The sequence below is a fragment of the Chryseobacterium gotjawalense genome (genome assembly GCF_030012525.1).
Classification (GTDB): Bacteria; Bacteroidota; Bacteroidia; order Flavobacteriales; family Weeksellaceae; genus Kaistella; species Kaistella gotjawalense.
Genome location: NZ_CP124855.1, coordinates 1,688,137 through 1,713,781 on the forward strand (window position 1 = coordinate 1,688,137; position 25,645 = coordinate 1,713,781).

General features: G+C 36.5%; 21 protein-coding genes and 1 pseudogene. 7 read left to right on the forward strand and 15 right to left on the reverse strand.

Going from position 1 to position 25,645, the window contains the following annotated elements; all coding sequences use genetic code 11:
- The first annotated feature begins 216 nt into the window (after positions 1 to 216).
- Positions 217 to 417, forward strand: a complete 201-nt coding sequence (locus QGN23_RS07695; RefSeq protein WP_282903768.1) for a hypothetical protein — start codon at positions 217 to 219, stop codon at positions 415 to 417.
- Between the two features lie 60 nt (positions 418 to 477).
- Here QGN23_RS07695 and QGN23_RS07700 read toward each other — a convergent pair whose 3' ends face one another.
- The 5 genes and pseudogenes from QGN23_RS07700 to lptB all read right to left on the reverse strand — a co-directional run.
- Positions 478 to 1,083 (reverse strand): hypothetical protein, encoded by a 606-nt coding sequence (locus tag QGN23_RS07700; RefSeq protein ID WP_282903769.1) that lies wholly within the window; start codon positions 1,081 to 1,083, stop codon positions 478 to 480.
- Positions 1,084 to 1,140: 57 nt separating this feature from the next.
- Positions 1,141 to 1,788: an HD domain-containing protein gene (locus QGN23_RS07705; protein ID WP_282903770.1), complete on the reverse strand. Its 648-nt coding sequence runs from the start codon at positions 1,786 to 1,788 to the stop codon at positions 1,141 to 1,143.
- A gap of 14 nt (positions 1,789 to 1,802) precedes the next feature.
- Positions 1,803 to 2,387: a hypothetical protein gene (locus tag QGN23_RS07710; protein WP_282903771.1), complete on the reverse strand. Its 585-nt coding sequence runs from the start codon at positions 2,385 to 2,387 to the stop codon at positions 1,803 to 1,805.
- 15 nt (positions 2,388 to 2,402) lie between these two features.
- Complete coding sequence (locus tag QGN23_RS07715; RefSeq protein ID WP_282906381.1) at positions 2,403 to 4,130, reverse strand: ABC transporter ATP-binding protein; 1,728 nt, start codon at positions 4,128 to 4,130, stop codon at positions 2,403 to 2,405.
- A gap of 515 nt (positions 4,131 to 4,645) precedes the next feature.
- Positions 4,646 to 5,371, reverse strand: a pseudogene (lptB, locus tag QGN23_RS07720) (LPS export ABC transporter ATP-binding protein); the annotation flags it as partial.
- 138 nt (positions 5,372 to 5,509) lie between these two features.
- Here lptB and QGN23_RS07725 point away from each other — a divergent pair.
- On the forward strand, positions 5,510 to 6,004 hold the full coding sequence (locus QGN23_RS07725; protein ID WP_133438813.1) for an RNA polymerase sigma factor: 495 nt from the start codon (positions 5,510 to 5,512) through the stop codon (positions 6,002 to 6,004).
- Positions 5,997 to 6,668 (forward strand): beta-carotene 15,15'-monooxygenase, encoded by a 672-nt coding sequence (locus tag QGN23_RS07730; RefSeq protein WP_282903773.1) that lies wholly within the window; start codon positions 5,997 to 5,999, stop codon positions 6,666 to 6,668. The genes QGN23_RS07725 and QGN23_RS07730 overlap by 8 nt, the downstream gene beginning before the upstream one ends.
- A 42-nt stretch (positions 6,669 to 6,710) precedes the next feature.
- On the opposite strand, the gene rpoN is transcribed toward QGN23_RS07730, so the two are convergent.
- Both rpoN and asnS read right to left on the reverse strand, forming a co-directional pair.
- Positions 6,711 to 8,189 carry an RNA polymerase factor sigma-54 gene (rpoN, locus tag QGN23_RS07735; protein ID WP_282903774.1) on the reverse strand — a complete coding sequence of 493 codons (1,479 nt, stop codon included), beginning with the start codon at positions 8,187 to 8,189 and terminating at the stop codon, positions 6,711 to 6,713.
- Between the two features lie 158 nt (positions 8,190 to 8,347).
- Entirely contained in the window at positions 8,348 to 9,793 is a 1,446-nt protein-coding gene (gene asnS / locus QGN23_RS07740; protein WP_282903775.1) for an asparagine--tRNA ligase, read from the reverse strand.
- Between the two features lie 354 nt (positions 9,794 to 10,147).
- On the opposite strand from asnS, the gene QGN23_RS07745 reads away from it, so the two are divergent.
- Complete coding sequence (locus tag QGN23_RS07745) at positions 10,148 to 10,273, forward strand: hypothetical protein (protein WP_282903776.1); 126 nt, start codon at positions 10,148 to 10,150, stop codon at positions 10,271 to 10,273.
- A 41-nt stretch (positions 10,274 to 10,314) separates the two neighbouring features.
- On the opposite strand, the gene rimM is transcribed toward QGN23_RS07745, so the two are convergent.
- From rimM to QGN23_RS07775, 6 genes are all read right to left on the reverse strand, one after another.
- Entirely contained in the window at positions 10,315 to 10,857 is a 543-nt protein-coding gene (rimM, locus tag QGN23_RS07750; protein WP_282903777.1) for a ribosome maturation factor RimM, read from the reverse strand.
- A gap of 79 nt (positions 10,858 to 10,936) precedes the next feature.
- Positions 10,937 to 11,539 carry a 30S ribosomal protein S16 gene (locus tag QGN23_RS07755; RefSeq protein WP_282903778.1) on the reverse strand — a complete coding sequence of 201 codons (603 nt, stop codon included), beginning with the start codon at positions 11,537 to 11,539 and terminating at the stop codon, positions 10,937 to 10,939.
- A 349-nt stretch (positions 11,540 to 11,888) separates the two neighbouring features.
- Entirely contained in the window at positions 11,889 to 12,407 is a 519-nt protein-coding gene (locus tag QGN23_RS07760) for a hypothetical protein (RefSeq protein ID WP_282903779.1), read from the reverse strand.
- Between the two features lie 104 nt (positions 12,408 to 12,511).
- Complete coding sequence (locus QGN23_RS07765) at positions 12,512 to 14,749, reverse strand: TonB-dependent siderophore receptor (protein ID WP_282903780.1); 2,238 nt, start codon at positions 14,747 to 14,749, stop codon at positions 12,512 to 12,514.
- Between the two features lie 152 nt (positions 14,750 to 14,901).
- Positions 14,902 to 16,278 carry an APC family permease gene (locus QGN23_RS07770; RefSeq protein WP_282903781.1) on the reverse strand — a complete coding sequence of 459 codons (1,377 nt, stop codon included), beginning with the start codon at positions 16,276 to 16,278 and terminating at the stop codon, positions 14,902 to 14,904.
- Between the two features lie 1,437 nt (positions 16,279 to 17,715).
- The gene (locus QGN23_RS07775) at positions 17,716 to 19,593 is read right to left on the reverse strand and encodes an ABC-F family ATP-binding cassette domain-containing protein (RefSeq protein ID WP_282903782.1); all 1,878 of its coding nucleotides are present in this window, start codon (positions 19,591 to 19,593) and stop codon (positions 17,716 to 17,718) included.
- 212 nt (positions 19,594 to 19,805) lie between these two features.
- Here QGN23_RS07775 and QGN23_RS07780 point away from each other — a divergent pair, with 212 nt between their 5' ends.
- Both QGN23_RS07780 and QGN23_RS07785 read left to right on the forward strand, forming a co-directional pair.
- A complete protein-coding gene (locus QGN23_RS07780; protein WP_282903783.1) occupies positions 19,806 to 20,624 on the forward strand; it encodes a carboxypeptidase-like regulatory domain-containing protein in 819 nt (272 codons plus the stop codon).
- A gap of 65 nt (positions 20,625 to 20,689) precedes the next feature.
- Positions 20,690 to 21,868 carry a thioredoxin family protein gene (locus QGN23_RS07785; protein WP_282903784.1) on the forward strand — a complete coding sequence of 393 codons (1,179 nt, stop codon included), beginning with the start codon at positions 20,690 to 20,692 and terminating at the stop codon, positions 21,866 to 21,868.
- Positions 21,869 to 21,923: 55 nt separating this feature from the next.
- On the opposite strand, the gene QGN23_RS07790 is transcribed toward QGN23_RS07785, so the two are convergent.
- Positions 21,924 to 22,787 carry a glycoside hydrolase family 25 protein gene (locus tag QGN23_RS07790; protein WP_282903785.1) on the reverse strand — a complete coding sequence of 288 codons (864 nt, stop codon included), beginning with the start codon at positions 22,785 to 22,787 and terminating at the stop codon, positions 21,924 to 21,926.
- 185 nt (positions 22,788 to 22,972) lie between these two features.
- On the opposite strand from QGN23_RS07790, the gene QGN23_RS07795 reads away from it, so the two are divergent.
- Positions 22,973 to 23,782 (forward strand): hypothetical protein, encoded by an 810-nt coding sequence (locus QGN23_RS07795; RefSeq protein ID WP_133438825.1) that lies wholly within the window; start codon positions 22,973 to 22,975, stop codon positions 23,780 to 23,782.
- 3 nt (positions 23,783 to 23,785) lie between these two features.
- Here QGN23_RS07795 and uvrC read toward each other — a convergent pair whose 3' ends face one another.
- Positions 23,786 to 25,579, reverse strand: coding sequence for an excinuclease ABC subunit UvrC (gene uvrC, locus QGN23_RS07800; RefSeq protein WP_133438826.1), 1,794 nt, complete (start codon positions 25,577 to 25,579; stop codon positions 23,786 to 23,788).
- Positions 25,580 to 25,645: the final 66 nt, after the last annotated feature.

A 25,645-nucleotide genomic window follows, 5' to 3' on the forward strand; every position in this document is an offset into this window, starting at 1 on the left:
TTTAATCAAAAAGCAGGAACTATATTTTCCTGATAAAACTTGTTGTAGCAATTTTTAATTATGGTTTAGAAAAAAGACCTATAAAAAAAAAGGTGTTGTCTCTCTTCAACTTAGGTGGTTTCCTCCGATAGTTCGGCCCACATTATGCTCATCTTTGCAATAAGAAAAACAGAACATTTTATTTGACCTCAAATGAAATGTAAATAAATCACAGTTATGAAAACCTTTAATTACGATATAGACGATTGCTTTGATGCTGCCTGTAATTCTTTGGGCAAAGAAATGGGAATTTCTTCAAAAACAAATTCACATTTAAGCATAGATAAAAAATTCTTTGTAACGAAAAAAAAGAAAATATCTTTATATGAAAAATTTGAATTTGCTTTATTACTAATTTTTGTAAAACTCTTTATTTGAAAATATTTTTATAACCAAACTATCGATTTATAGTCCTTATTTTTTCCTAAAAAATAAGGACTATATTTTTGATTTGGCTTTTCTGAGCAGCAAGCCCAGGTTTAAGAATAAAAGAAGCAAGCCTAAAGTCATCCAGATCGCCGTTTTGATATTGTCGAATTTGAGTTGTTCTATATGCGTTTTTGCAATTTCTGCCAACTTAGAACTCTGAACAATATAATTTTGAACCTCAATAATCTGGTCTTCATTTTTATTTGGCACTGAATGCTGGGAGAAATAAACCATATTTTTCTTTCCCATATAGCCGGCAATCCAATACTGATCGGCGGAATCCATTTTCAAATAATCAATTCTGTAATAATTGTTTCTGATATTTCCGACGTGTCTGGTTTCGTACCGCAAATCAGGATCGGCATGGTTGTTTACTTTGATAAGATAAAAATCCAGCGGGAAAGGCAGTTTGTTGACCACCTGAACGGTCATAGAATCCGCTACAAAGTGATCTAGACTTTTCTGAATGAAATAATAAGAGAAAACAATGATGGAAATCCCGACGATTATCATTCGAAAAACCTTCGCCCAAATACTGAACCTGCCGGTTTTGATCACCGAAAAAAACAAGCCAAAGGAAAGCAATACTGCAAGCAGAAAAAACAAATAAAACATGGCGTAAAGATAAATAAAATTAACAAGTACCCGTTTAAAATTTAAAAGAGCTGCCTCTTAGTCTACATTCCATTCCCGATCGAACTGTTCTAAGAAATTCAGCATAAAATCATGTCGTTCTTCTGCTAATTTTTTTCCGGTGCCGGTATTCATCAAATCTTTTAACAGCAACAATTTCTCATAAAAATGATTAATGGTTGTTCCGTTCGATTTTTTATATTCTTCTTTCGTCATATTCAGTTTTGGATGAATATCGGGATGATACATTAAATTATTTTTAAAGCCACCATAATTAAAAGTCCTTGCAATCCCGATCGCACCAATGGCATCGATGCGGTCGGCATCCTGAACGATTTGCAATTCGATGGGTAAAACATCTGGAATCTCGCCTCTATTTTTAAAGGAAATATTTTTAATAATGAATAAAACCTGTTCGATTATGTCATCCGAAACATTTTGACTTTCCAGAAATTCCCGCGATATTTTAAGAGCCAAAGTTTCATCGCCGTCGTGAAATTTCGGATCTGCAATATCATGAAGCAGCGCAGAAAGTTCAACGACTTCCAGATTACAGGTTTCTGCAGCAGCAATTTTTTGCGATAATTTCCAAACTCTTTCGATATGAAACCAATCGTGACCGGCTTCGGCACCTTCTAATTTTTCTTTAACAAAAGAAAGTGTATTCTGAATTAAATTTTGGGACATTCTTCTTTTTTAAATTATTGGGAAACTTCTACAAACTGAAAAACCTGTTGAGTTTTAGGATTATAAATAACCGTGCTGCTGTTTGGAAATCTTTTCAGTTTGTAATATTCAATGCTTTTATCATTTTTCAGATCTTCCAGAAAACTCATATCGATGGTATTTGCAGGCAGAAACTTCTCTACAAAACTCAGTTGGTCAATGATACTTTTACCATCAATTTTTTTGACCACTTGATCAGATTTCTCTTCGTTTAAAGTTTCCTGTTGCTCCAGAAAAGGAATCAACAGTTCTTTATCAGCTTTATACTTAAAAAAATAAGCGGGCGATCCGTTCGGGAAACTGAATTTCTTTCCTTTAAAATCAGAAATCATGGTTGGTTCACTCTGAGGAAATACTTCCTGAAACTGAGCATTCTCAGCACCGGTTATCGAATTTATAGAATTACTCACGGTTTCATTCAAGGTTTCATGAACTGCATTTTGTGCTTTTTGTTTGACACTTTCAGTGGTTTTATCGATGGTTTCAGTAATTGTTTCTTCGATTTTAGAGCAAGAAGTCCATACGAATAATGGAAGGATGATGACAATATATTTTTTCATTTTTAAATTTTAAAATTAATTTTCTTTAAAGGAACTGATGAGTTTATCGAGATTAAGACTCCGTGCAGAAGCATCAAAAATTTCGCGGTATGAGCCGTGAAGACTGATGAGTTCGTCGTGCGTTCCACTTTCCACGACCATTCCTTTTTTCATAACGTAAATACAATCCGAATCTAAAATCTGCGATAAAGAATGCGAAATGATAACGACGGTTCTGCCTTCTTTAATGGCATCCAGCGAATTTTTTATCTGTTCTGTAGCAACGGAATCCAGGCTTGCAGTTGGTTCGTCGAGAAAAATGATCGGCGGATCTTTCAGAAACAGTCTGGCGATGGCAATACGCTGCTGTTGTCCACCCGAAAGCTGTGTTGCATCGTGATTATACTGTTGCGGCAAATCGACAATCTGCTCGTGCAAGTACGCTTTTTTCGCCGCAGTTTCTATTTCTTCAAAAGTGGCGCTCATATTTCCGTAGCGAATATTGTCCTCAATACTTCCCTGAAAAATATGGTTCTTCTGTAAAACCAAACCGATATCGTTTCGCAACGAGGTATTATTGAAATCATTTAAATCGACCTCATCCAATAAAATATGGCCCGAATCCGGAAAATAAAATTTGCACAAAAGATTTATAATGGTTGATTTCCCGGCGCCACTTAGACCGACCAGCGCCGTAGTTTTTCCGTTTTCTATGGTCATAGAAACATTATGCAAAGCTTTCGTTCCATTAGGATAAGTGAAATCGACATTCTGTAACTGAAATTTTCCTTTGATATTTTCTTCAATGAAAGTTCCGTTCGGTTCGGTTTCTTCATCTGCGTTTAAAATATCGAAATATCCTTCCGCATAAATCATCGCGTCATTCATATCATCATAAATACGGTGAAGCTGGCGGATGGGCGCAGAAACATTATTAAATAAAAGAATATGCAGCATAATTGCCCCGATGGTCATCTGCTGATCGAGTACCAGATAAACAGTGAGCAGAATAATTAAAACCACTCCAATCTGTTCGATAAAAGTTTTTAAACCGTCATAAATAAAATTGGTTCTTCGGGTAAACATCTGACTATCCATCAACTGCATCTGCAAATCGTACTGTTTTTTTCCTTCAAACTTTTCACGAACGAAACTTTTGATCACCATAATCGAACTGATCAAATTTAAAAGTCCGGAAGTTTTTTGCTCCCGCTGATTACGCAACTGCCGGCGGACGCCTGATAATTTTTTAGCCTGTAAAGAACTTATAGCAAAATAAACAGGAACCACAATCGTAGAAACTAAACCTACATACACATTTTGCATATACATAATCACCAACGCAATCAGCGCATTGGAAAACATGGGCAAAATATCGATAAAGAAATTCTGAACTAATTTGGTTAAACTTTCAATTCCGCGGTCTATCCTTTGCTGAAGTTTTCCGGACTCGTGGTTCTCATCATTATAAAAGGCAACACTGTACGTCAGTATTTTATCAATGGCCGTTTGAGCGAGAACTGAACTCGTGTTAATTCTGATTTTCTCCCCATAGAATTTCTGGCCAAACTGAATGAAAATATTCATGACTTCTTTCCCAAGTAAAATGGCGGATATGATAACCAAAACATGAATCCCTTCGTCCATCGGATTTGGAAGCAGCGTAAGTTTGGTGACTTCGTCAACGGTATATTTTAAAACCAAAGGATTCACCTGCGCCATCAGGGCACCGATAAATGTCAGAAATAAAGTGCCGTACATCATCAACCGGTAAGGTTTAATGAAAGGCACCAGTTGCTGATAAATATTATAAAGCGTAATCGTTCTGTTGAATGGTTTAGGCATCGTTTAAAATAGAAAAAATTGGAAATATTCTAACCTACAAAAAACCGACCACGATCAATTAATAAAAATGAAAGCGATAAAAAATAAAAAACAATCCTTTACAATTCAAAACTGAAACTGGTTAAATAATGCAGTTCGGGTTTGCTGACCAGTTTTGAATTTGATTCTGCTTCTTCCAAAGAATAATTGCTGTTGATTTCTTTCTTTTGAAACAGAAAAGAATTATTGGAATTTTTGTCTACCACTTCATTAAAGATATGTTCAATTTCAGAATTCGCTAACGATGCAAAACTGATGTCTTCAAAACCGTACATCAACCGCAGATTATCGGTATTCTGAAAATTTTCATCTACAAAATGTTGAAACTGATTTTTAGAATCAAAATTTCCGGCCCAGATATTATAGACAAAAGATTTTTTCTTCGGTTTATTTAAAATATCCTGATAAACGAAGTTTTCGCCAAGATAAGCATCTCGAACCTGCGGATCATTGGCCAAATCATGCGGAAGACCTTCTTTCAAAATTCTGCCTTCAAACATGATATAGGTTTTATGCGTAATCGCTAAAGTCTGCTGAACGTTGTGATCTGTAATTAAGATCCCGATGTTTTTATCCACCAAACTTCTCACAATTTTCTGAATATCTTCCACTGCAATCGGATCTACGCCCGCAAAAGGTTCATCGAGTAAAATAAAATTCGGGTTGGTCGCCAGACACCGGGCGATTTCCGTTCTTCTTCTTTCACCACCGGATAATAAATCACCACGGTTTTTGCGAACATGCTGCAAGGAAAATTCTTCGATGAGTTCGTCGCACTTGATTTGTTGCTCCCGCTTTGAAAGTTTCGTCAGCTGCAGAACGCCCAAAATATTATCTTCTACCGAAAGTTTTCTAAAAATAGATGCTTCCTGCGCCAGATAACCAATTCCTTTTTGAGCTCTACGGTACATTGCATCGCTGGTAATTTCTTTATTGTCTAAGAAAATTTTACCTGAAGTTGGTTTTACCAAACCCACGATCATATAAAAACTGGTGGTTTTCCCGGCTCCGTTGGGACCCAGAAGTCCTACGATTTCACCTTGCCGGACTTCGACAGAAACCCCTTTTACCACTTTTTTCGGGCCGTATTCTTTAATTAAATTTTCTCCGCGTAGAATCATGGAGCAAATATAATAAATTAGATGCAAGATTGAGTGAAAACCTCCGCGAGTGAAATCGATAATTGAATGTTTGTCTCTGAATTTCTTTAGTTTTCAATTTAAAAAAATTATCTTCGCTTTTTAGAAAAATCTTCAGATTTGAGTGCCAAAGAAAAGGAATTTGCGAAACTAATTAAGGATAATCAAGGTTTGATTATCAAGGTTTCCCGACTTTACACCAATACTTTGGAAGATGAGCAGGATCTTTTTCAGGAGATTGTGTTACAACTGTGGCGTTCTTACGACTCATTCAAAGGACAATCGAAAATCTCTACCTGGATGTACCGCGTGGCTCTGAATACTGCCATTACGCTTTTCAGAAAAAAAACAAAGTCCCCGCAAACCGATGAACTGATGGATTATCATCACAGCGATTTTGTGGAAATTGACGATGAAAAACAACAGCACATTTCGACCCTTTATAAAGTCATCAAAATGCTGCCAACTGTAGAACGGGCAATCGTAACCATGTATCTGGATGATTTGCCCTACCGCGACATTGCAGGAAACTTAGGAATTACAGAAGTTAATGCAAGAGTAAAGATGAACCGGTTGAAAAAAACTTTAAAACAACTAATGGAAAAACATGCCTGAATTTGATTTAGATAATTTCAAAAAAACCTGGCAACAGGAACCTGTCCGGCCAAAATATGACAGCAAAGATATAGAATCGATGCTGAACAAATCGTCGCGTAATTATGTGAAATATATTCTCTGGATCAGTTTAGCTGAATTTATCATTATTCTTTTGGCTAACCTGTACTATTCTTTTTTAGGAGACGACACTTCGGATTTAATGAGCGTTTTGGGCAAATTAGGAATCGATCATTCTGCGGGTTTTGAAAGAACAATATCTAATCTTTATCTTGTTTTAAAAATGGTCAGTCTAGGTCTCACAGGAATTTTCGTGTACTTATTCTATCAAAATTACCGAAAAATAAAAATCGAATCGAATCTTAAAAAATTGATTCTACAGATTATTAAATTCAAAAAAACGGTTCAACTGTTTATCGTTGCCAATATCGGTTTGGTGATCTTATTTACGCTGATTTTAGGAGTATTCACGATCACGGTTTTAATCGAACAAAATGTTGAATTTACAAATCCCACAATAACTGGTTTTATCACAGGTTTAATCCTAACCATGGGAATCAGCGTTGTTTTAATCTGGATCTATTACCGCATCGTTTACGGATTCATCCTCCGAAGATTGGGGAAAAATCTGAAACAGCTACAAAACATAGAAGAGGAGAATTAATTAAAATCCTCCTCTTCTTTTTCTGTTCTTTACTGTGAAATTTTACAATTCTTTTCTCAACCGGGCCACCGGAATATTCAGCTGCTCGCGGTATTTCGCAATTGTACGTCTGGCGATATTATATCCTTTTTCTTTCAAAAGGCCAACCAGAGCATCATCTGTATGAGGTTTTCTTTTGTTCTCATTTTCTATCACTTCCATCAAATGGGTTTTGATTTCTTTGGTAGAAACTTCTTCACCGTCATCATTTGTCAACGAATCTGAAAAGAGACTTTTCAAATAAACGATTCCATTCGGTGTATCGGCATATTTGCTTTTTACCACACGGGAAATTGTAGAAATATCGAAACCCGTAATATCTGCCACATCTTTCAGAATCATCGGTTTCAGCGACTTGTCGTCCGCGGTAATGAAATATTCTTTCTGTAGCTGAACGATGGCAGAAATCGTTTGCAGTAAAGTATTCTGGCGCTGATTAATCGCATCGATATACCATTTCGCCGCATCTAATTTCTGTTTAATAAAAAGTGCTGCCTGCTTGTGTTCCGCCGATTTTTTATCATGGGAATAGGTAGTTAAAATATCTTTGTACTCATCTGAAACCCTCAAAGACGGGGCGTTTTTACTGTTCAAAGAAGGAATAACATCCACGCCTCTCGGTCCGTTATCTTTAACGGTAATTAAAAAATCCGGAATAATTTCATTATTAATGGTAATGGTCTGCGTATCATAGTTTCCACCCACTTTCGGAGACAATTTTGAAATCACTTCCAAAGCAGCTTTTAGATCGTCTTCTTCAATATCGTATTTCTGGATAATCTTATTGTAATGCTTATTGGTTAACGCATCAAACTGATTTCTCAGGATATTTCCCGCTAAAATTACCGCTTTATCGGCACTTACTTTTTTCTCAATCTGCAGCAGAAGGCATTCCTGCAAACCTCTGGCGCCCACTCCCGGTGGATCTAATTTCTGCACGTAATTTTCTAAAATCTCAGTTACTCTTTCTGTAGTTGTAATCAAACCTTGTGAAAAGGCCAAATCATCTACCAACTGCTTTACTTCTCTACGAAGATAGCCATCGTTATCGAGGTTTCCGATGATATATTCTGCAATTTTCAAATCATCACCATCTACATTTGCCAAACGAATTTGCTCTAAAAGGTAATCATATAAAGATTCACCTTCGGTTAAAAGTGATTGATTATCAAACTCTTCATCGTCAGCAGAATAATTATTGGCGGATGATTTATAGGCAGGTTCGTCATCGAAAATATAGTCATTCACATCGAAATCGGTGTCGATACTTTCATTGCCTTCCTCTTCAAATTTCTCATCGAGCGAAGCATAATCCTCTTCTTTATTTTCTTCCTGCACCTTTTCCAAGGCAGGATTCTCTTCGAGTTCGCGTTCTAATTCTTCTTCAAATTCCAGCGTGTGAAGTTGAATCAACTTCATCAACTGAATTTGTTGCGGGGCCAATTTCTGGCCGAGTCTCATTTGAAGATTTTGTTTCAACATATTTTTGTGCTTTTATTTACTGTTTTTCTTTTTATGATATGCTTAAATTTCATCTTGAGTCTCGTGTTAGTGCTTCATCGAATTCCGCAATATCACTATTGCTGAATTTTAAAAGCATAACAACATTTATATTAAAGATAAAATTAAAAAAAATTTCCTTAAAACTCTGCACTATTAGGCGTTCTTGGGAAAGGAATTACATCTCTGATGTTAGTCATTCCCGTTACGAAAAGCACCAGCCTTTCTAATCCCAGTCCGAAACCTGCGTGCGGCACAGAACCGAATTTTCTGGTATCCAGATACCACCAAAGTTCCTCCTCATCTACGTTCATGTCTTTCATTTTGGCTTTCAGCACATCGAATTTATCTTCTCTCTGAGAACCTCCGATGATCTCACCAATGCCCGGGAATAAAACATCCATCGCTGCAACAGTTTTGCCGTCTTCATTCAGTTTCATGTAAAATGCTTTGATATCTTTCGGATAATCAAAAAGAACGACCGGACTTTCAAAATGCTTTTCTACCAGGAACCGCTCGTGCTCACTTTGCAAATCTGCGCCCCATTCATCAATAGGAAACTGGAATTTACCTTTTTTATTTTCTTTCGAATTTTTCAGGATATCAATCGCTTCGGTATAAGAAACCCGTTTGAATCTTTTCTGAATTACGTTTTGCAGTTTCTCTATTAATCCTTCGGAAGCTCTGTCTTTCTCAGGTTTTTGTTTTTGCTCTTCTGCAAATCTCTTGTCTAAAAACTCCAGATCATCTTTGCAATTTTCCAAAACATAATTAATGACGTATTTTAAGAAATCTTCTGCAAGATCGATATTGTCTTCTAAATTATTAAAAGCAACTTCAGGTTCTACCATCCAGAATTCTGCAAGGTGACGGGTAGTATTCGAATTTTCTGCACGGAAGGTTGGTCCGAAAGTATACACTCTGCCCAAACCCATCATTGCCGTTTCTGCACTTAACTGACCGGAAACCGTTAAATTGGTTTTCTTACCAAAAAAGTCCTCTGCGAAATCGATCGCACCATTTTCATCACGCGGGATTTCATTCATATCGAAATTGGTAACGCCAAACATTTCCCCAGCTCCTTCCGCATCTGCACCGGTAATAATCGGCGTGTTCATATAGAAAAACTGGTTCTGATTAAAGAACTGATGAATCGCAAAACTCACCGAACTCCTCACTCTGAAAACCGCACTGAATAAGTTCGTACGGAAACGCAAATGCGCCTGTTCACGCAAAATTTCCAATGAATGTTTCTTTGGCTGAAGAATCGTTTTATCTCTTTCTTCGGTAAAGTTATCTCCTAAGATGATAATCTTTTTAGCAATGATTTCGATATTTTGTCCCGCTCCCTGACTTTCTACAACCTCACCGACAATTTTCAATGAAGCCGCGTTGCTGATGTTTTTAAGAATGTTTTCATCAAACTGTTCAAAGTCGACAACCACCTGTAAATTGTTGATCGTGGAACCATCATTCAAAGCGATAAACCGGTTGGAGCGGAATGCTCTTACCCAGCCCTGCACTGTGATATCGTGGTGTATCAGTTTTTTATAATCTCCTAATAATTCTTTAATAGTCGTTCTCATTCGTAAGTATTCAATTTTAATGTGTCCTGCGAATCGCCCAGGCTCCGCATTTCATAATCCTATATATGCAAACTTACTAAAAATTGGCGTAAAATTTGCTCTTAGGCAAAAATTATCATAAAAAAAACGCTTGTTAAAAAGCATTTGAATTGATCGGACTGGATATAAGATTGCTTTATCAAGCTCGATTGGATTATTATATTTCCGAAGATAATCTTGCTGTTTTGGGAAAATTAGGTCTGTAAATTCTTCAATTTTCTACTTTCATTTATGGGGAAATGCATCATAAATATAATGAAATCATTTTAAATGTAACCTCCCATAATATCGAATTAGTAACCTAACTAATAAGCAATGAAAATTTATTTTGAAATCCCAGTTGCGACCCGACTTGAGTGGAGCTCTTTTTGCGAAACGCAGTGGAGCAAAAAAGCGGGAACGGTAGGCGGAAATTGTCGCCCAAAAAAATTAACGAATTAACTTTCGAAGGTATAAGCTGTTGAAAAAAAATAGAAAAAGATTTACTCGTCTTTCTTAGAAGGAATCAAGAAAACATCCATCAAACCTTCTGGCAAAGACATTTTCAGAAACTTTTCTTCGCGGTTTATTTCCAGAATCCAGTCTTTGATAATCGGAATAACGATTTGTTTGCCCGCCAAAGTAAGCACGAAATAATGCTGGCCGGTTTGGTCATTGACCGACTCGATAATACCGCAGGATTTACCGTCTTCTTCGCGGATTTCAAAACCTATAACTTCGTGGTAATAGAATTTGTTACCCGTCAATTTCGGCAAACCGGAAAGCGGAAGGTAAACATCTTTACCCACCACCTGATCTACCAATGCTTCAGTAGAATTTTTGAAAGAAACAATCAGCGTTTCGCCTTTGCTCCAAGACTGTCTGGCAATAAAAAAAGGCACCAATAAACCGTTGATATCCACAAATACGGTGTCTAATTTAGAGTACATTTCAGGTTGATCTGTATCTAATTTCAGGAATACATTTCCATGTAATCCGTGTCTTCGGGTAATTTTTCCTAAAAAATAGCAATCTTCTTTTTTCATGGTGCAAATATAAAGTGTTTTAAAATAACAGAGACGTCAATAATGACGTCTCCATAATTCTTAAAGATAAGAAATTTTATTAAGCCTGAGTTTCTTCAGTTCCTTCTGCTTCTGCAGTTGGTTCTTCAGTAACTTCCGGAGCTGCTTCTTCTACAACTGGTGCATTAGCTGCTTCTTCAGCTGCTTTTGCTTCAGCGATTTTAGCATCAGCCTCAGCTTTTGCGTCATCAACTAATTTCTGTGCAGCAGCTACTCTATCTTGGTTTACTTTTGTTTCAGCATCTAAAGCTGCTTTTTTAGCATCTTCTTTAGATTTTGCCAAACCGTCTTTTTTACCAAGAACTTTTTGCTCTTTTCCTTCTAACCACGCTGCGAATTTTTTATCGGCTTCAGCCTGATCAAAAGCACCTTTCGCTACTCCACCCTGTAAGTGTCTTTTGTAAAGTACCCCTTTGTAAGAAAGGATTGCACGAGCCGTATCGGTAGGTTGCGCTCCGTTTCCTAACCATTTTACTGCAGCATCTACATTAAGTTCAATTACCGCTGGATTAGTGATTGGATTGTAAGTACCAATTTTTTCGATGAATTTACCATCTCTACTTGCTCTTGCATCGGCAACTACGATGTGATAAAAAGGTTTTCCTTTTTTACCGTGTCTCTGTAATCTGATTTTTACTGACATAAATGTTTGAATTTGTGGGAACTCGTCCCGATTAATTAAGGCTGCAAAGATAATGAAATATTCTCATTCACCAGTCCTAATATTTAAATAATTACAGCGTAAGATTTTTTTTTTCAGGAGTCGGGAACCTGCTTTCCGCTGTATCTTTTATTCCGCTGAAGCTCCATAAAAGGATGCCGCTGCAATCAGGACTATGAAGGACGTTCCGAAAGAAAATTAGATTCTAAACTGAGATTTACACCGTTAGAAAATATTAAAATATAATTCAACTTTAAGATCAAAGAAGACAATTTCTTTTCTCTTCAGAAACTCTCATTAAAAAATTTACACTTCGTGTACTTATAATTCTCTATTGAAAGAATACCATAATCAAAGCCAGAACAAATCCAATTCCGGCGTAAATCATTCCTCTTCGGAAGGCTTTTGATTTGAAATTAAACATCCAGAATGAGGAGATCACAAAGAAAAATAAGACAAGTCCAAATACCGCATTCAAAGAAGCATATCGGTGTTTCGAGGTTGATTTATGCAGCTGATTAAATTTCTCCAGCACGATCGGCAACTGCATTTTAGTATATTTTGCCTCGCCTGTTTGGAGATTATAGGTTCCCTGTTCAAAAATTTTCAGATCACCTTCCCCTGGCTGGAACTCAATATTTTTCATTTTGATTTCCTTGGCCAGTTCTTTTTCCGTCATATTGGGTTTCAATACGATTTCGGTTTTATTTTCTTTTTTCAGGAAATTGGTATCGCGGTAAATTAACAATACTCCACTGATGGAATATACGGCCATAATTCCCGCTGCGAAATAACCTAGATAACGGTGCGTGATCCGCATGAATGACTTGGTGTCCTTAATTGCTGCCATAGTTTTCTGTTTTTGTTTTTTGTTTTTTACTTTTAATAACAGAAGTGGAAACCGAAATTTCCACCGCTGTTGCTATGAATTTAAGATGATATGAAGGTTTTAAATTATAGTTTATAAGTTAAGGTCACATAGAAATTTCTTGGCGTAATCGGGTTTACCGAGTAATTTTCGTGAACATTGTAATTCACGGTGTCAAACAGATTTCCAACTTTTCCCATGATGGAAAACTTCTTCCAGTCATATCCGGCAGATAAAGATGCGGTTACATAATCATCCACTTTGAATAATCTGGAAACGCCGTCTCTTGTAGCATTGGTGGCTTTTGTATCATTCCAGCCGGCAAGTCTGTCTCCTACGAAGTAAACACTTGCGCCTAATTTTAATCCTTTCACATACTGATTAAAGGTATAGAAAACGGATGCGTTTGCTGTGGTGGCAGGAGTTCTCACGAGTCGCTGGTTTTCAACATATCCGAAATCAGCAGGCGTATCCAAATAAACTGAATGGTTATAAGATGCTCCCGCGATAATCGACAGGTTTGGATAAGGATTTCCTGTAATATCTAATTCTACACCCTGGCTACGCATTTTACCCGCAAAATCTTTAATGTTTGAATCAACATTCGGCGTTCCATCTGCTTTAAATTCTGCTGTCTGATAAAAATTTCTGTTCTCAATCTGATAAACGGAAAGATTTAAAGCGACTGCGTTATTCCAGAAATTATGTTTCATTCCCACTTCAAACTGGTCGATTAACGAAGGTTTCAGAGAATTCCCATTGATATCCTGTCCCGTATTGGCGGAGAAGGAATTGGTATAAGTTGCGAAAAGTGATAAGTTATTGTTGGGCATATAAACCAAACCTCCTTTTGGAGAAAAAGCTCTATCCACAGTTCCTGCTCCGGGAGTGATTTTTCCATCGGCAAAATTTACTTTCTCAGATTCTTTATTTTCAATGTACGACCACCTTAAACCAGCCAATACTTTAAATTGATCTGAAAGTTCAATATAATCCTGAGCGTAAATTCCGAATCTTTGGGTTGGAATTCTGTTTCTGTCTTTTTTGATGGCGTCCGGCATTGCGCCTGCAGTCCAGGTTGTTGGATCTTCTAAATAAACAGTACCGTCAGCCGCGCCATTCGTTCCGTATAAATAAGAGGTTCCAAAAGTTTTTCCGTTTTTGGGATCAAGATAAGTGTAAGAATCAGCCGTTCCGTAGTCTCCATCGGTACCCACCAAAATTTTATGACTGACACTTCCGGTTTTTACTTCACCATTTAGGTTCACCTGTAATGAAGTATAATTCTGTTCATTATAAGTTCTGTTGAGCGGACGTTTCCAATTCAATCGGTCTGCCACATCATAACTCCACTGCACTCTTTCTGTTGAAAAATAATCCTTAGTATAATTCTGATAAGATGCAACCGCGTTTAAAGTCCAGACATCATTAAACTGATGATTAAAAGTTATTCCCGTCGTGGCCTGCTGTACATTTTGAAATTGCCAGTCGGCGCCAAAAAATGCATTTCTTGGCAATAAAGTATTTATGGAGTAAGAATCATCTTTATTGATAATTGAGCCAACTCCGAAATCCGGTGTAAAATCATTTTTCAAATAATCTGCTTCTAAAATCAACTGAGAATTTTCCCCGATATTAAATAAGAATGATGGATTGAAATAATATTTTGCCGAAGAAACCACATCTCTAAAACTGTCAGCCGTTTCATAAGCTCCATTGACTCGAAAAGCTACATTTTTAGATAATGGACCGTAAAAATCAACGGTTGGTTTATAGGTATTCCAGCTTCCGGCACTCAATCCGACACTTCCGCCAAAGTCGAATCTCGGTTTTTTCGTAATTAAATTGACCACGCCACCCGCTGCTACGTTTCCGTACAACATGGCATTTCCACCTTTCAATACTTCTACTCTTTCTAAGCCGGAAACTTCAGGAAAAACACCGCTGTTTACCCGAGCTCCATTTTTGAAAATATTATCGTTCCCGAAATTAAATCCACGTCCGCCAAAACTGTCCTGAGAATTTCCTCTGGAAGAAGAAATATACAATCCATTTACATTTTGCAGAACATCGCTCAGCTGTTTTGCCTGTTGCTGCTCGATAATTTCGTGGGTAACAATTGCCACAGGCTGTGGGTTTTCCATCATCGTCAAATTCGATTTCGACGACATTGGTCTTGCTTTATTTGGATTCCCAGTTTTATGAAGATTGATATCTTCTATTTGTTGGATTTTAAGAGTATCACTTATTGGCTCATACTTCATTTGCGCACTTAGTGTGGCGACAATCATTAAAGCTCCAAGTGAAATAATCTGTTTTTTCATAAGACGTTTTTATTTAGACTGAATTAAAATAACAGCGCAAAAGTAAAAAACAGTTTACTATTAGACAAGGCTATTTGTAATTATTCTAAATAAACTTTAGGACAAATGCTTAAAAGTCTGAAAATGAGCAAAATTAAAGACCGTGATTTTTATCATGTTCGTTTCATCAGCAGAAAACCTGCGAGAACGAATACAATATTGATGACGAAGTAAGTGAGTCCATTCGGTGCAGTTGCCGTCCCAAACAGCACCACTGCATTTCCTAAAACAGCAATAATGGTAATCACTTTTTTGAAAAAAGAATTGCTGGTAAATATCTTTTTCTTAAACAATTGAAATAAACCAAGAAATAAAGCCCCATTAACCAAATAAATAAAAACAATAGGAATGGCAGAAAGATCAAAGTTAATCTGCGTAAGATAAGGATGGGTATTGTTGATATAATAGACGAAGAGGTAAAATATAATAATTAATGTTCCGAAAACCGCACTGTTAACGGGCATTTTTGTTTTTTCATTGATTTTATTTAAATTCAGAAATTTCTTCGACTTTTCTAAATTTGAAAACTGGTACGGAACCCGAATCGTGGCCAACAATAATCCATTCGAAGTTCCTAAAACCGAAATAATAATAAAAAGCTGCATTAGTATCGCCCCGGAATTCGATGCAGTTTTCCGTGCAAACTCTGTGATATAAGTATCTTTTAACTGAATAATTTCTTCGCCGCTCATCCGCAGAACGATTCCCAAATAGTAAGCGATATAAATCACCATCACTGAAACAGTTCCTATAATTAAAGCTTTCGGCAGGTTTTTCTTTGAATTTTTAATCTCGCCAGAAATCTGCGTGGCAATATACCAACCGTCAAATGCAAATGAAATAGGAATAAAACTCGCCGCCACCAGAAGAATAAACGATTGATTTTGCAGCCCGCTTCCAACCTGAGTAAAAGTGTTCACCTCACTTACCTCTCCTTTAAATAAACTTAAAATTCCTATTGAGGCGATAAATATTAAAGGTAAAACTTTCAAAACCGTTGTCAGCTGCTGAAAAACTCCACTGCTTTTCGGTCGGAAAATGTTGATGAAAAAGAAGATCACTAAATTAACAAACCCAATCAGTGCAAAGTGCAAAGGTGTGGGTTCGAAATTCATGAACTCTGCCAGCAAGTGTGCGATATAAATTCCGGAAACCGTGAATAGAACGGCTGTAAGAGCGGGATAGAATAAACTCATATACATCCAGCCCACAAAGTAACTTGTCGTTTCGCCGAATCTGTAATTCACGTAATTTAGAATTCCCCCATCTTTCGGTAAAAGTTCTGCATAATTCGCCATTGAAATTCCCGCGAACACAACGCTGACGCCTACAATGATAAAACCTAAAAGCCCGGCCAGAACATTTCCCTGTGTTGCCAATAGAACATCGTCTACTTTAAAGAAAATGCCGGAACCAATTACCTGGCCAATCACCATCGAAATGGCGGTAAACAATCCGTATTTGGCTTCCAGTTTCTGATCGTTGCTCATTTTTAAAAATTTTAACACAAAGAAAGCAAAAGCATTTTAGTTATTAAATAAAAAGCATAAGATCCTGAAAAAAAACATTGCTTTTTTGCCACGAATTCACGAATTTATTTGCAAATGCTTTTTACTGCTTTAAAAAAAACCGCGAATCTAAGATTAACTTTATCCTTTTAAAAAGAAAAATTCGTGCATTCGTGGCTTCTGCTTTCAAATAGTCCGCGATTTTTCCGTACTATTTTTTTGCCACGAATTAACGAATTTCTTTGCAAAATGCTTTTTGCTGCTTTAAAAAAAAACGCGAATCTAAGATTAACTTTATCCATTTAAAAAGAAAAATTCGTCCATTCGTGGCTTCTGCTTTCAAATAGTCCGCGATTTTTCCGTATTATTTTTTTTGCCACGAATTCACGAATTTCTTTGCAAAATGCTTTTTACTGCTTTAAAAAAACCGCGAATCTAAAATTAACTTTATCCCTTTAGAAAGAAAAATTCGTGCATTCGTGGCTTCTACTTTCAAATAGTCCGCGATTTTTCCATTTTATTGTTTTGCCACGAATTCACGAATTTCTTTGCAAAATGATTTTTACTGCTTAAAAAAAAACCGCGAATCTAAAATTAACTTTATCCTTTTGAAAAGAAAAATTCGTTCATTCGTGGCTTCTGCTTTCAAAATAGTCCGCGATTTTTCCGTATTATCTTTTTGCCACGAATTCACGAATTTCTTTGCAAAATGCTTTTATTGTTTGTAAAAAACCCGCTATCTTAATCAAAGTTAATCACTTATAAAACTAAAAATTCGTGCATTCGTGGCTTCTGCTTTCAAAATAGTCCGCGATTTTTCCGTACTATCTTTTTGCCACGAATTCACGAATTTCTTTGCAAAATGCTTTTATTGTTTGTAAAAAACCCGCTATCTTAATCAAAGTTAATCACTTATAAAACTAAAAATTCGTGCATTCGTGGCTTCTGCTTTCAAAATAGTCCGCGATTTTTCCGTACTATTTTTTTGCCGCGAATTCACGAATTTCTTTGCAAAATGCTTTTATTGTTTGTAAAAAACCCGCTATCTTAATCAAAGTTAATCACTTATAAAACTAAAAATTCGTGCATTCGTGGCTTCTGCTTTCAAAATAGTCCGCGATTTTTCCGTACTATTTTTTTGCCGCGAATTCACGAATTTCTTTGCAAAATGCTTTTTGCTGCTTTTACAAAAACCGCGAATCTAAAATTAACTTTATCCATTTAAAAAGAAAAAATTCGTGCATTCGTGGCTTCTGCTTTCAAATAGTCCGCGATTTTTCCGTATTATTTTTTTTGCCACGAATTCACGAATTTCTTTGCAAAATGCTTTTTACTGCTTTAAAAAGACCGCGAATCTAAAATTAACTTTATCCCTTTAGAAAGAAAAAACTCGTGCATTCGTGGCTTTTCCCTCCGCCATTAATCCTGAAGTTCCAGCCAACGCATTTCTAAAGACTGAAGCTTCTCTGCAATGGTTTCTAAATCTTTCGAATAGACTGCGATTTTTCCGTAATCTGTTTCGTTATTTAATTTTTCCAGAATTTCAGTTCTCTGTTTTTCTAACTTGGGAATTTCTTTATCGATTTCTTTAAGTTCCTGCTGTTCTTTGAACGATAATTTTCTGGTGATCACTGTTGGCGCTGAAACCACAGTTTCTACTTTTTTAGGAGTTTCAACTACCGGAGCAGCAACTTTTTTATTCTGTTCCTGAGATTTCTTTTCACGGTATTCTGAGAAGTTTCCAACAAAATCTTTGATGATTCCGTCGCCTTCAAAAGCCAGAACGTGATCTACAATACGATCCATAAAATACCTATCGTGAGAAACGATAATCAAACTTCCCTGAAACTGCAAAAGGAAATTTTCTAAAACCGTCAAAGTCGGCAAATCCAAATCATTGGTCGGCTCATCGAAAATCAGGAAATTCGGATTCTGATACAAGACATACATCAAATGCAGACGTCTTTTTTCGCCACCTGATAATTTCGAAATCGGCGAATATTGTGTTTGGTCATCAAATAAAAACAAACGTAAAAACTGCGAGGCAGAAATCGTCCGTCCGTTTGCCAACGGGAAATTTTCTGAAATATCTTTGATAAAGTCGATCACTCTTTGATCTTCTTTATATTTTAAACCTTTTTGGGCGAAGTAACCGAATTTAATGGTTTCACCGGTTTCAATAGATCCGGAATCATAAGGTTCCAAACCTTGAATAATATTTAAAAGCGTCGATTTTCCGGCACCGTTTTTTCCAACGATTCCCACTTTTTCGCCGCGTTGAAATTGGTAAGAGAAATCTTTTAATAATAAATTATCTCCGTAGCTTTTACTGATATGATGTAATTCAAGAATCTTTGTTCCGAGTCGCTTCATTTCAAAATCAAGTTCCAATTTTTCTTTTCGGGTATCGGTTTTTGCTACTTTTTCGGTTTCGTAAAAATCGCTTTGTCTTGATTTAGATTTCGTCGTTCTTGCTTTTGGCTGACGGCGCATCCACTCCAATTCCTTTCTGTAAAGGTTTTGCGCTTTGTCAATCGTAGAATTCATATTGTCTTCGCGGATGATTTTATTCTCCAGATACGTTCCGTAACTTCCGTTATGAACATACATATTAAAATCTTCAATTTCCCAAATAATATCACAAACCGCATCCAGGAAATACCTGTCGTGAGTTACCAGAAGCAAAGTCACCATCGCTTTCGACAAATAATTTTCGAGCCATTCCACCATATCAACATCCAGGTGATTGGTCGGCTCATCCATAATCAACAAAGTATGACGATGTTGCGCGCGGGTTTCTACCAAAAGTTTTGCCAACGCAACTCTTTTTATTTGGCCACCGGAAAGGGTTTTCATTTTCGAAGTCAGATCCGTGATTTTTAACTGGCTCAGAATCTGGCTCATTTCATTTTCCAAATCCCAGGCTTCGTGAACTTCCATTTCGTTCAGCGCTTTATCCATATCATCAGGATTTTCGGAGATCAAAGCGTGATGGTAATTTTTCAACGCCATAATCGGCGCAGAATCCAAAGTCATCATGAATTCTTCAACATTCAGTTCGCCTTCGAAATCGATTTCCTGATCAAATAAAACGACCTGAATATCTTTGTTAATGGTAACTGTTCCCGAATCGGCAATTTCTTTTCCCATCAAAATTTTGAGCAAAGTAGATTTCCCGGAGCCGTTTTTGGCAACGATGGCAATTTTATCACCTTCATTGATATGGAAAGTAATGTCTTTGAAAAGTGTTTTTACTCCGTAAGATTTCGTAAGGTTTTCGGCTGAAATGTAATTCATTATGTATTTGGACTGAGTGATTTTTGAAAGGTGCAAAAGTACGGAAATTAGATGAGAGATTTTTAGATGAGAGATAAAAGACTTTTTTTGCGCTTTGTTTTTAATCAAAAGAGAGCACATTTAATTTCTAAAATTTAGTTAAAGTCACCGACTTTAACAATTCTTTAGCACAAGCCTAAAGATAATTTTAGAATATTTGCCAAAATTAATTTATGAAAAAAGCATCTTTACTTTTTATTCTACTTTTGGGATTTTTAATAAATGCGCAAATTATCTCCGGAACCATTTTATCTAAAGAAGACAGGCAACCCATTCCTTACGCGAAAATTGGAATCGAAAACGAAAATGCCGGAACCATCGCCGATGAAAACGGCCATTTTAAAATTGATTTAACCAACATCGACATAAATAAAACTTTAAAAATTGAAGTTGGTGGTTTTGAAAAATATGCAGTTTCAGTTAAGGAATTTGGTCAAGCAAATCCCCGTAACTTAATTTTAAAAGAAAAGGTACGAGACATTCAAGAGGTTAAAATCAGTCCACGGAAATTTGTTCAAGAAAACTGGGGAATAAACACGAAAACTAAGCGCATAACAATTGGTCATAATCCATCCAAAGGTCAAGAAGATCAGTCCAAAGAAATAGCGGTGCTTTTTAAAAATAACAAAGCAGCAAAAATTGAAAAAATAAACATCAATATATCGAGATTTACAGCGGACAAACCGGTTTTCATAAGATTTACTGTTTATGATAAAGAGCTCAATTCCATTTTAAATGAAGATATAACAGATAAAATCACCGCTGAAAAAATTATAAATGGTACTTATACTTATGATGTTTCTAAAAATAATATATGGATTAATGAAGACTTCTACGTTGGAATTCAACTCCTCAATTATTTCGAAGGCTCTTTCTATATGAGTGGTGCACATATGGGAAATAAAACCATTTACAGAAATTATCTAAGTGGCTGGATTAGTGTCCCGATGGTAAGTCCGGCAATCAATATCGATGTGAAAGTTCAAAAATAAGTCGTACTTTTAATCTTATTATTTACAGAATACCTTATTTTTACATACTAATAAATTTTAAAAAAATGAAAAAGACATCATTGATATTATTGGTTCTTTTCAGCATCATCACCTTCGGTCAGGGAATGAAATTTGAGGAAAACAAAACCTTTAAAGATTTATTGGCAATTGCTAAGAAAGAAAATAAATTACTCTTTTTAGACGCTTACACCACGTGGTGCGGACCCTGCAAACTGATGGCAAAAAATGTTTTTCCACAGGCTTCCGTGGGAGAATTCTACAATGCCAATTTCATCAATTCTAAAATTGATATGGAAAAAGGTGAAGGAATTGATATTGCGAAAAAGTATAATGTGCGAGCTTATCCAACTTATCTTTTCATTAATGGTGACGGCGAACTGATTCATCGTGTCTCTTCGTATTATCCACCGGAGGACTTCATCAATGTTGGAAAAGATGCCATAGATCCTTCCAAACAAATGGGCGCGCTTAAAAAGAAATTTGAAGCTGGAGAAAAAGATCCGGAATTTCTGAAAAGTTTCATTAAAGTGTATGCTTATACAGATCCCACTTTAACATCAAAAGTAGCCAAAACCTACTTTGACGGTAAAAAAGCAGATCCTTTGACTCAGGAAGATTTATCTTATCTTTTTTCACTGACAAAAGACAGCAACTCTCCCCTTTATCCTGAATTCATCTCGCGCAAAGACGAATTATTGAAACTGATGCCAGAAGAAAATTACAACAGAACTGTTTACAATTTTAAACTGAACGCTATATTCAATACTTCTTTTGACCAAATCACAAAAGTTCTTGATGAGAAAAAATTTATCACAGAAGCTAAAAAAATAATGTCCGAAGAGAAAGCAAAATCCTTATTATTAAAAGCAAAAATGAAAATTGCTGCTTCGGCAAAAGACACCGCTGCTTATCAGAAATATGCTTTGGAATATTATAAAGACGGAGCATCTTCAGAATTTACTTCGGATGAACTTAATTCTGTTTCCTGGAACTTTTTTGAAAATGTCACCAACAAAATAGCTTTAGAGAAAGCGATTCTTTGGGCAAAGCAGTCAGTGAAACTCAATGAGGGTTATGCAAATACCGATACAGTAGCCAATCTTTATTTCAAGACCGGAGATAAAGTAAATGCCAAAACATGGGCAACGAAAGCCATTGAACTGGCCAAAAAAGAAGGCGAAGATTATGCAGAAACTCAGGCTATACTGGATCAGCTTAAATAGACCATTTCATTATATTTATATACCGAAGAGGATGCCCAAAAGCATCCTTTTTCTGTTAATCTAAAGTCAATCTTTTCAGCGACCACAGATTCCCGTTGAAAACATTCAGATCCACTTTGGTATTGATTCCATAGACGATTCCATTTTCGGTGAACTGCCAGATTTTCCAATCTGCGTCGGGCGACGGTTGTGGCACGTCATTATAATTGGCCAGCCACATCGGATAATCATCGAACTCCCCTTTCAGAAAATCTTTGTGGTAATGGTAATAGGTGTAAATAATCGGTTTCACGCCATACGCTTCTTCGACAATCCGGCACCAGATCTTCAGATCTTCAATTAATTTTTTGGTCGATTTTCTTCTTGGAATTTTTTCAATATCTAAAATCGGCGGCAGATCTCCAGATTCCAATTTCACATTTTCAAGAAAATTATTGGCCTGCATCACAGGATCTTCATCGGCTCTGTAAAAATGATATGCACCGCGGATAAGATCATGCTTTTTAGAAAGCGTCCAGAATTCATCGAAATGTTTATCTGCCGATTTATTGCCCATCGTCGCACGCAGCACCACGAATTTTATTGGAATAGCCCGGTTTCCGATACTTAAACTGTCCCAGGTAATATCTTCTTTTCTTTGGTAATGGGAAACATCCATTCCGAAAGTTTTATCGGCATAATCTCCGATAATCCTGTTGATTCTGTTTTCTTCCCTTTCCGAATTCGACAGTTTTTTATGTTCGAATTTATTGAAATACATCGCATAGTAAAAGGAGATTTTCTGCTTTAAATAAAAGCCGGTTCCCAATAACGTCAAAGCTAAAAACAGCAACAGAATTTCACGGCGCAGAAGAAAATGTCTCCTGCGTTTTTTATGAATTTTCCGGGTGGTTCTTCTTTTAACAGTTCTCTTGGCCATGGGTTTGCAAAAATAGATTTTTTAGGGTAAAAAAAACGATGAAAAAATGCAGGTGGAAAAGTTTCGACTCAAATCCTCCTTAAGAACTTTTACAACCTTAGCTTTTAAAACATTAATTGAATTAAAAATAAAATGAACAGAAAGGATTATTTAGAAAAATAGTAACTTCTCATCAAATTAAATTTATGAAAAAAATTCTGCAGATTTCCACCTTGTTTTTTATCCCATTTCTATACGGACAACAAGTTTCGGATTATCAATATATTTATGTTCCGGAAAAATTCAGTGATACCGAAGTCAACAAATTCGGTTTGAATGATTTGCTGAAACTCAAATTAAAACAGAAAAAATTCACAGTAATTACCGAATCCAAAGAAAAATGGCCTGCAGAATTATTACAAAACCCTTGTCACATTCTAACAGCAGAACTATTGAACAGCAGTAATATGTTCAAAAACAGACTTAAGATTGAATTTAAAGACTGTCAAACTACAACAATCAGTTCTTTGGAAGGAAAATCTTCTATCAAGGAATTTGAACCCGGAATGCGAGACGCGTTAGAAGATGCCGCGAAAAAAGTGCCGGTTTCAATGCCTGTTGAGAAATCGATGGTGACTGAAAAAGTAGAACCTGCAAAAATAAATCAGAAATCAGAAATTGTCAAGAAAGATTTGCCGCTCGTTTCAGAAAGTAAAAACATTAAAGTGGTACCGGCTCCAAAAGAAGGCGCGACCGCGGGACAAAAAGCAGAAGTTTACAGTAACGGAACTTTATCGGTGAACAGAATTTTGCTAGCCAATGGAGAATTTATTTTAGTTCATCCAAATAATTCGGTTCCGTATGCCACCTTCAAACCTTCCACTAAAAAAGACGTTTATCGGGTTCAACTCGCTGATGGAACGGCAACTTTGGGTTATTTTGAAAACGGCGAAATCATCGTAGAATTAGATAATTCAGACGGAAGTTTCAGAAAAGAGGTCTTTTCAAAAAAGTAATCTTTAATTCGGATTAAAATACTCCCAAACCACTTTCCCTTTCGATTTTCCCAGAATTTCTTCCAGAGTCTCTAAATTCGATTCTTTAATTCTCTTGACTGATTTCAGTTTCTGAAGCAACATTTCAATCGTCTTTTCACCCACTCCGGGAATTTCATCGAGTTCGGATTTGATGGTTGAATTTTTGCGTCTGGTTCGGTGATGTTTCACGCCAAAACGATGCGATTCGTCCCGAACTCTTTGCAGTATTTTTAAAGTTTCAGATTTTTTATCGAGATATAACGGAATAGAATCTTCGGGGAAATAGATTTCTTCCAAGCGTTTTGCAATTCCGATGATGGTGATTTTTCCGTACAGACCGAGCAGCTTCAAACTTTTTACAGCAGACGAAAGCTGGCCTTTTCCACCATCAATTAAAATAAGCTGCGGCAAAGGTTCTGCTTCTTCTAAAAGCCTTTTGTACCGCCGGTAAATCACTTCTTCCATCGTCTTATAATCGTCCGGACCTACCACCGTTTTAGGATGGAAAATACGATAATCGGCTTTGCTGGGTTTTCCATCTTTAAAAACGACGCAAGCGGAAACGGGATTTGTTCCCTGAATATTCGAGTTGTCAAAACCTTCAATATGTCGCGGTTCCACAGGCATCCGAAGCAGTTTCTGCATCTCTGCCATGATTCGGTTGGTATGTCTTTCGGGATCTACGATTTGAACCTGTTTCAGTTTTTCAACACGGTATTCTTTGGCATTTTTTTCAGACAGTTCCACGATTCTTTTCTTATCCCCGACTTTAGGAACAATCAGTTTCACGTTAGGAATTTCTAATGTTAAATGAAAAGGAATCAGAATTTCTTTAGAATCAGAATTAAATTTCTGGCGAATCTCAATCATCGCTTCTTCCAGCATATCTTCGTCAGATTCCTCCAGAATTTTCTTTATTTCTGTGGTGAAACTCTGGATAATATTTCCGTTCTGAATTTTAAAATAATTAATGTAGGCCGCAGTTTCATCGCTCGTCATCCCAAAAACATCTACATCATCAATGTTTGGATTGACCACCGTGTGCTTGTGCTGAAAATCTTCCAGCAAATCGATTTTCTCCTTTATTGTCTGAGCATTTTCAAATTCCAAATTTTTAGCAAAAGCTATCATCTGATTGGTCAGATATTCTTTCGCCGTCCGGAAATCACCTTTAATAATTCCGCGTATCGCATCAATTTTTCTATCATAACTTTCTTTCAATTCCAGCATTTCGCAGGGACCTTCGCAGTTTTTGATATGATATTCCAGGCAAACCCTATATTTTCCTTCCGCAATTTTTTTGGGTGAAAGGTTCAGATTACAGGTCCGGATTTTATAGAGGTGTTTGATGGTATCGAGCAAAACCTTGGCTGGGCGGACTTTCGCATAAGGTCCGAAATATTCTGAACCATCTTTAATTTTCGTCCGCGTTAAAAAAACACGCGGAAAATCTTCATTTTTAATGCAGATCCAGGGATAGGTTTTGTCATCTTTGAGCATGACATTGTAAAACGGCTGATGTTCTTTAATTAAATTATTTTCCAACAAAAGCGCGTCGTATTCGCTATTCACGACGGTAGTTTCCAGCCGGAATATTTTGGCGACCATAATTTTCGTACGGTAACCCGGCTGATTTTTATTAAAGTAAGAAAGTACTCTTTTCTTTAAATTCTTCGCTTTTCCAACGTAGAGTAAATTACCTTTTTTATCATAATACCGATAAACTCCGGGATCGGATGGCAAAGTTTTCAGTTGAAGTTCAAGATCAGCATTCATGATACAAAAATAGGGATTTGCTTCGTAAAAAAGAACCGCTAAAAATAAAACCAGCCTGCCGAAATG